This window comes from Gammaproteobacteria bacterium (assembly GCA_003696665.1).
Classification (GTDB): Bacteria; Pseudomonadota; Gammaproteobacteria; order Enterobacterales.
Map to the genome: position 1 here is coordinate 1 of RFGJ01000469.1, position 1171 is coordinate 1171.

The 1171-nt window shown below is 54.1% G+C and carries 3 protein-coding genes; all 3 read left to right on the forward strand.

The features are described 5' to 3' along the window. Positions 1-230: hypothetical protein (locus D6694_11485; GenBank protein ID RMH39082.1), on the forward strand; the 230-nt coding region annotated here is incomplete at its 5' end. A 208-nt stretch (positions 231-438) separates the two neighbouring features. Further along, positions 439-846 carry an XRE family transcriptional regulator gene (locus D6694_11490; GenBank protein RMH39083.1) on the forward strand — a complete coding sequence of 136 codons (408 nt, stop codon included), beginning with the start codon at positions 439-441 and terminating at the stop codon, positions 844-846. A 26-nt stretch (positions 847-872) separates the two neighbouring features. After that, on the forward strand, positions 873-1171 hold a 299-nt coding region (locus tag D6694_11495; GenBank protein RMH39084.1), incomplete at its 3' end, for a response regulator.

A 1171-nucleotide genomic window follows, 5' to 3' on the forward strand; every position in this document is an offset into this window, starting at 1 on the left:
GCACCCACAAGAAAGACAAGATTGTTCCGTCGCATGGCTGCCTCCTCTCGAGTGATGGCAAGGGTGTGTCGGAAGATGGGGCGTGGCGCGTCACAGGAGACGAGGGATTTCTCCGGCTTACACCACCGGTCAAGATGCTTCTATTCAATGCCAATTTGGGCCACACTTCAATTCCACATTCGTATACCTGGCCATACTCCTTTCGGACCATATATATGGCGTTATTGTAGGGAAAAAGCAATGGTTCCACCTGTTCTGGATGGAGTCCTCACTTCAGAATAGGCCCCACAAGCTTGCAGGATGATCTGCAGCGGCGCGGCGCTCAGATTGCTCAGATTTTGAGGCTTGACCTGAGACCGTAGGCATGTTATATTGACGTATATTAACAATAGGAAATTTAGGGGGGCAAGGTTTTTTCATGTACGGGAAGGGGGGATAATGGCGGATTTGGCAGAAAAAATCGACCTCTTGTTTCGTACGTTTACACGGCCAGACGGTCGAGAGTACACGTACAAAGAAGTGGAACTGGGGACCCAGAAAGCTGTCACGGACGCCTATGTTTGGAAGTTACGCATGGGACAGGCGACGAACCCCAGTTATCGCGTGTTGAGGGCGCTGGCCGCGTTTTTTCAAGTGCCTTTGACCTACTTTTTTGAGGATGACTTGTCTCCAGAATACCTGGAGGATTTGAAATTGGCGGCGGCTCTGCGGGACAGCCAGGTCGCCGAGATCGCCCTTCGGGTGGCAGATCTAGACGAACGCGGACTACAAGCAGTGCGGGAGATGGTGGAATACGTGCGCAAAGCCCAGGGCCTGAACAGCACAATTCAGGATGAGGAACCTTAAACAGTCAGTATAGGTGGAGAACCGCCATGCCAATCCGTGTGGTTGCCGTAGACGATCATTTTCTGGTGCGGGCCGGCATTCGAAGCATACTGGACGGGGAGGGCGCGATCTCCTTGGTGGGTGAAGGGGAATGCGGCGCTGATATCCACCGCCTGGTCCAGGAGCATCGACCAGACGTCATCCTCCTGGACTTGAATATCCCCGCCACCGTCCCTGGCAACGGCGGCGGGGATGAACCGGACGTGTTCATGGTCTTCCCCGCCATTGCGCGTCTACGACGGGACTTCCCGGAGACCAAGGTCATCATTCTCTCCCAGTATAACAC

Bases quoted from the DNA above. Each gene is read 5' to 3' on its own strand.
- D6694_11490 (RMH39083.1), top strand. From the start codon at position 439: ATGGCGGATTTGGCAGAAAAAATCGACCTCTTGTTTCGTACGTTTACA.